The sequence below is a fragment of the Kocuria aegyptia genome (genome assembly GCF_039530085.1).
Classification (GTDB): Bacteria; Actinomycetota; Actinomycetes; order Actinomycetales; family Micrococcaceae; genus Kocuria; species Kocuria aegyptia.
On record NZ_BAAAOA010000042.1, the window covers coordinates 1 to 1611 of the forward strand.

Below are 1611 nucleotides of genomic sequence, written 5' to 3' on the forward strand. Positions count from 1 at the left end.
GCCCGCAGGCGGCCCTGGTGGAGTGCGCGGACCTGCACGACGCCGTGGCGGTGCACACCCGGCTGAGCGCGGCCGGGCTGCCCGGGCTGGTGGACTGCGTCGCGGGGGCCGAGACCGTCGTCGTGCGCGCGAGCACGCCCGCGGCGCTGCGCCGGATCGTCGCCACCGCCCTCGCGGCCCCGCCCGGGCAGGCCGGGGCCGGGGAGGCGCGGACGGTGACGATCGACGTCGTCTACGACGGGGAGGATCTCGCGGCGGTCGGGGAGCTCACCGGCCTCGGCACGGACGGGGTCGTCCGCGCCCACTCCGAGCAGGCGTGGACCGCGGCCTTCGCCGGCTTCGCCCCCGGCTTCTTCTACTGCGTGGGCGAGGACGGCCTCGACGTCCCGCGCCGGGACACGCCCCGCACTGCGGTGCCCGCCGGGTCGGTGGCCCTGGCCGGCCGGTTCTCCGCCGTCTACCCCCGGCGCTCCCCCGGGGGCTGGCAGCTCATCGGCCGCACGGCGGCCCGGATGTTCGACCTCGGCCGGGAGGACCCCGCCCTGCTGCACCCCGGGGACCGCGTCCGGTACCGGCCGGTGCGCGAGCTCGTCGAGGCGGCGCCGCGCACCCCCGCGCCCGCGTCCGTCGAGGGCCCGCACCTGGTCGTGGACGCCGCTGGGCTGCAGACCCTCGTCCAGGACCGCGGCCGCGCGGGCTCCGCCGCGCTGGGCGTCTCGCCCTCGGGCGCGCTCGACACCGCCGCCGCCGGATCGGCCAACCGGCTCGTGGGCAACGGCCCGGGGGCGGCGGTGCTGGAGCACCTGCTGGGCGGGCTCGAGCTGACCGCCCACGGGGAGCACGTCCTGGCGGTCACCGGAGCGCGCGCGGCGCTGACGGTCACGGGCCCGGCCCCGTGGCGTCCCCCGCTCGGCGCCCCCTTCGCCCTGCGCGACGGCGAACGGCTGGCGGTCGGCGCCGTGACGGCCGGGGCGCGGGTCTACGTGGGCGTGCGCGGCGGCGTCGCGGTCCCGCCGGTGCTGGGCAGCCGCTCCACGGACACCCTCGCCGGCCTCGGCCCCGCGCCGCTGGCCACCGGCGACGCTCTGCCGGTCGGCCCGGATCCCGGCACGGCCGTGCAGCGCCCCGAGCCGCCCGTGGACTGGGCCGGGGTGGCGTCGGTCCGGGTGGTTCCGGGCCCCCGCGACGACTGGTTCACCCCCGCCGCGGTGGAGGCGTTCTTCTCTCGGGAGTGGGAGCTCACCCCCGAGTCCGACCGCGTGGGTCTGCGACTGGCCGGCGAGCCGCTGGAGCGGATGCGCACGGACGAGCTGCCCAGCGAGGGGACCGTACCCGGCTGCGTCCAGGTCCCGCCCTCGGGCCTGCCCGTGGTCCTGTTCCAGGACTCCCCCACCACCGGGGGCTACCCCGTGCTCGGCGTGGTCCACCCCGAGGACCTCGCCGTGCTCGCCCAGCTGCGCCCCGGGCAGCGGCTGCGCTTCACCCGCTGCCCGGCGCCCGAGCTCGACCCCGACACCTCCCAGGAGCCGTAACCGTGCATAAGGTTTTGATCGCCAACCGCGGGGAGATCGCCGTCCGCGTCGTCCACGCCTGCGCCGAGGCCGGTCTCGA

Annotated in this window: 1 protein-coding gene; it reads left to right on the forward strand. The window is 78.8% G+C overall.

Annotated features, from left to right (window positions below):
- On the forward strand, nucleotides 1-1532 hold a 1532-nt coding region (locus ABD220_RS14140; protein WP_344123597.1), incomplete at its 5' end, for a 5-oxoprolinase subunit B/C family protein.
- Nucleotides 1533-1611 lie beyond the last annotated feature (79 nt).